Origin of the sequence: Meiothermus cerbereus (assembly GCF_051297115.1) — a bacterium.
Classification (GTDB): domain Bacteria; phylum Deinococcota; class Deinococci; order Deinococcales; family Thermaceae; genus Meiothermus; species Meiothermus cerbereus_A.
The window spans coordinates 1-3665 of the sequence record NZ_JBEVAL010000126.1 but is presented as its reverse complement, the minus strand read 5'-3'; the positions used below and the strand labels follow the sequence as shown (position 1 = coordinate 3665).

Genomic DNA, 3665 nt, shown 5'->3' with positions numbered 1-3665 from the left:
CATCCAGAGACCAGGAGGGCCAGCAAGGCCCCCCCGACATACATCAGCTTTTGCACGCCTGCCTCCAACTCAGAACTCCAGCCTGTACCCTACCCGCAGCGTGAGGTCGGTGGCGGTAATGTTCGCATTCTGATAGCGGAAGCTGAAGCTCCCCGGCTCGCCCGCCACCAGCCCATTCACCCCCCTGACCCCGAGCTCCACGAAGGGGTTGGAGCTGGAGGTGAACCGCACGCCCCACTCGCTGCCCTGGGTTCCGCTTCCGGGGAACGCCACCAGCCGGTAGTACCCCCCGAGGCTGCCAAAGTCGGCTTTCCAGTCGAGCCGCCCTTCCAGCAAGCTGTAGGGCTCCTCGCCCTGGTATCTCCAGTAACCCACCGTGGGGGTCAGGTTGCCGAAGCGGTAGCCCACGCGAGCAAACAGCAGGTTGCGGGACAGGTTGCCCTCATGGAATCCGGCCCCCACCCCGCCCTCGGCCACCAGGCCGGGAACCAGACCGCCGTCCGGCTCATGCACCACCGAGGCCACCCCAAAAGCCGAATCCCCGTAGCCTGCGCTCAGTTTCAGGGCCACCCCCTCGAACGCCTTGAGATCGCCCCGGCTCTCTTGCACTCCGTTCTGGGAGCGGTGTTCGAGAGCCAGTCCGTCCTGTTCGGCCCGCACCTGTACGCCCGCCTGGGATAGCCGTCCGGTGAGCCGAACGCCGTTCGCCTCTCCCTGGACGAACACCTCACCGTCCGGCTGCCCGTCCGAGAGGCCGACCGAACCCCCTATGGTGAGCCTTGGGGCGTTCTTGCCTTTCTTCTCCAGGGTGTCCACCCGTCCGCCCAGGTCAAAGACCTTTTTGTTCAGTTCCCCCTGGGCGGCCTGGGTACGCCCCTCGAGGTCGCGGATGACCTGCTCGAGGGCGTTCACCCGGGCCTGAAGCGTGCGTAAGTCGGCCTCGCCGCGCTTGATCAGGTTCTCCAGCGCACCTACCGAACCGAGCAGTTCCCCGATTTCCTCCCGCGTTACCATCTGGCTGGACACCTGGGCCAGTTCCTCGGCCAGCCCCTCCACGTTCTTGCGGGTCTCCTCCAGGCCCGCCTTGACCTCGGGGTAGTCCTCCAGCGCCTCCTGCACGATCTTCAACGCCTCCTGGAGATCGCTGATGGCGGCCAGCGCCTCCTCGAGCCGGGCCTGGGAGTCCTGGGCTAACGCCTCCCGCACCCGCTTCGCCACGTCATCCGCAAAAACCAGATAGGTGCGGTACAGCATGGCGGCCACCTGATAGCGGGTCATATATTCCCTTCCCCTGAAGGTGCCGTCCGGGTAGCCCTGCACGATGCCCTTCTCATAGAGAAACCGGATGCTCTCCAGGTTGGCAGGCACATCCGAGAAGGGGGCCTGTTGCGCGAGGGCTAACCCTAGACTGGTACTCCAGACCGAAAAACCGACTTTTACTAGTTTCCTAAGATTATTTTGCAAAGTCATAGCAATACTATATTACCGCATATTTGCACAATAATCCTGCAAGCTCACCACCTGGCCCCGGTAAGCCTCGCCTCCCATCAGCCCGGTCGCCATTGCCAGGTTGCTGACAAAAGGTTCCCCCCGCAACCACTCGATACCCACGCCTTGCGGTCTTCTGCCGTAGCCTTCCAGCCCCGGAATCTGCCAGACCTGACCGTTCACCCGCACGATTCCCCCTGCCTCTACGGGGAAGGTGCCCTGTACCTGCCAGTAGGTGCGCTCGAGCCAGGGCCGGATGCGGGCGGTGACCTCCTCATGGGCTTTGCGGGTCTCGAAGAGGCGGGGGTGGATGTTGGCCTCGGTACACCAGTTCCACCCGCACTGCGTCCCCGAACCGCTCCCCCGGTAGCGGCCTTGCAGGTCGTAGATGTAGTACCCCCGCCAGCCGCAACCAAACCACCCGCAACTGGCGGCGTATTCCACCGAGCGGAAGGTCTCCAACCCCGTACCAGGGTCAAAGGTGAAGGTCGTGTTGTTCCCGAGCGCCCCCGTATAACGGCTCGTCCGGCTGGTATCTACCCCCACCTCCACCACCGCCGTCCGTGAAGTCAGCGTGCAGTCCCCCCGTACCGTCCCGCCTGCTTCTACCAGGGGTAGGGTCTGGCCGCTGTAGATGCGGTAGGGGTCATAGCCCTGCACCTGTACGTCCAGCACCCTGCCGTTCCACACATGCGTAAACAGGTAGCTGCTGCTCTGGGGGTCGCCCAGGTAGCGCTCGGTGGTCAGCAACTCCACCCGTGCGGTCAGTGCGCCCGTCCAGCTACCCTCCACCCAGGTGCGGCCCTCGCGGGGAGCCCCTGAAAGCCCCATCCACAGGGCGATGCGGTCGTTCTCGGCCCATCCAGGGTCGTGGATGAGCCCCTGACCCCTGAGCACGATGCCGTCGAGGGTACTGCCCTTACCCACAATGAGGCCGATGGGCTCCCGGATACTGCCCGGCAGCACCCGAATAGCGGCGTTGGCGCTGCCGCAATACCGCCTGGCCTCCGTCTGGGGCAGGTAAAAGGTCGTGGGCCCCACCGTGCGCCACTGGGAAAGCTGAATAGCCCACGGGGTGATGCTGGGCACTACCAGATGCAGCTCGCCCGGCGTGTTCAGCACACTCTTGAGCCCCGCCAGGTCGTTCAGGCTACCGCCGGTGGTCTGGGCCAGGCCCAGGCCCATTGAGGCCAGAATCATCCAGATACTTCTCATGGGATCACCTCCCGAGCGCTCTGTTGCAGCGCGGCCAGGGAGAGCGCCTTGCGGAAGAGTTCAGCGCCCCCTTTGGGTAGCTCCACCACCTGCACCTGGGGGTCGCTGAAGTCCCCCACTGCCGACAGCAGGATGTAGTCGTGCCGGTAGCCCCGCACCACCAGCACCCCGGAGACCCCCCGTCCGCCGATCTCATACGAGCGGCTGTCGCGGATGCCACCAAAGGCTCCCAAGCCCACCCCTCCCTGCTGAAACAGGCCGCTCACCGCCTGTCCCTGCACGGCATACAACCGGCTCTGCACCGGCGCTATCGAGTAACAGATGCCTGTGCAGCGGGGGAGAAAGTTGCCGTCCCGGTTCAAATAGCCCCGCACCAGGTAGTCCCGCAAGACCACCCGCACCGGCTCGGCCAGGCCGGTGACCAGGCCCTCGATGAACATGGGCTGTCCGCCTCGGAGGTTTCCAAACATTTCGATGTAGTTCGTTGCCTCCGCCTCCCGCCATAGCAGCCAAGGCAGCTGCCCCCCCTCCACCGTCCAGGGGATCAGCACCATCACCCTGGCCTGGGCCACCGCCGCACAGTTGGGGCTGCTGGCGCTGAAGATGTACTGCCCGTTGAGCGAAGCGTTTACAGACAGGCTCAGGCTACCAGCGTTGGTGTTTTGCCACGCCCAGACCTGCGAGTAGGTATCCCAGCGTCCCTCAATGCGAAGGGAGAGCTCCAGCCGCTCCACCACCGCCCCCGCACGCACCGATACCGTCAGGTTGCCAGGGCTCACCACCCCGCCCTCGGGACTTACCTGTAAGGTCAACGGGCAGGCCCAGGCCAGGCCGCTGAGCAGCAAAGCGCCAATCCATCTCATGAGCGTCCTCCTATCTGCCAGAGCTGCTCGAGGTAGTAGGCCACCTGCATCCCGATCTCCGGGCTTGCCAGTACCGTCCACAGCCCTTTGTTATCCCGC

The 3665-nt window shown here is 64.6% G+C and carries 3 protein-coding genes; all 3 read right to left on the bottom strand.

Annotation, left to right across the window (positions count from 1 at the left end; genetic code table 11):
- Positions 1-69 precede the first annotated feature (69 nt).
- Entirely contained in the window at positions 70-1368 is a 1299-nt protein-coding gene (locus ABWU19_RS14480; protein WP_435902358.1) for an S-layer homology domain-containing protein, read from the bottom strand.
- A gap of 114 nt (positions 1369-1482) precedes the next feature.
- On the bottom strand, positions 1483-2703 hold the full coding sequence (locus ABWU19_RS14475) for a hypothetical protein (RefSeq protein ID WP_435902357.1): 1221 nt from the start codon (positions 2701-2703) through the stop codon (positions 1483-1485).
- The gene (locus ABWU19_RS14470) at positions 2700-3566 is read right to left on the bottom strand and encodes a hypothetical protein (protein ID WP_119358825.1); all 867 of its coding nucleotides are present in this window, start codon (positions 3564-3566) and stop codon (positions 2700-2702) included. The genes ABWU19_RS14475 and ABWU19_RS14470 overlap by 4 nt, the downstream gene beginning before the upstream one ends.
- Positions 3567-3665: the final 99 nt, after the last annotated feature.

What these genes read in the sequence shown, in the direction of transcription:
- ABWU19_RS14475 (WP_435902357.1), bottom strand. Translation starts at nt 2,703, where the DNA reads ATGAGAAGTATCTGGATGATTCTGGCCTCAATGGGCCTGGGCCTGGCC.
- ABWU19_RS14470 (WP_119358825.1), bottom strand. Translation starts at nt 3,566, where the DNA reads ATGAGATGGATTGGCGCTTTGCTGCTCAGCGGCCTGGCCTGGGCCTGC.